The sequence below is a fragment of the Mesorhizobium sp. M1A.T.Ca.IN.004.03.1.1 genome (genome assembly GCF_003997555.1).
Classification (GTDB): domain Bacteria; phylum Pseudomonadota; class Alphaproteobacteria; order Rhizobiales; family Rhizobiaceae; genus Mesorhizobium.
On the sequence record NZ_RZTV01000410.1, the window covers coordinates 1 to 267 of the forward strand.

The following is a 267-nucleotide window of genomic DNA, read 5'->3' on the forward strand; positions in this document are numbered from 1 at the left end:
GCCAAAGCCCGGGCTGTCGTCTCATGGCCGGCGCCGATGAAAGTCAGAATATTGTCTTCGATCTCCTCCTTCGTCAGCCCCTCGGGGCCGGTCTGCTCCAAGAGCAGGGTCAGGAAATCTTCGGGCACAGCGCTGCGGTCAGCCTTCATCTTTGCGAGCCGCATATCCATCGTGTTGCGCACGATAGCGCGGAATTTCTCCAGCACTTTCTGGCCGCCGATGCGTGTCACACGTGGAACCCAGGACGGAGCGCGCATCAGATCCATC

At 60.3% G+C, this 267-nt stretch carries 1 protein-coding gene; it reads right to left on the bottom strand.

The features are described 5' to 3' along the window. The coding region (locus EOD29_RS32210; protein ID WP_127248834.1) for a cytochrome P450 at window positions 1-267 on the bottom strand (267 nt) is incomplete at both ends.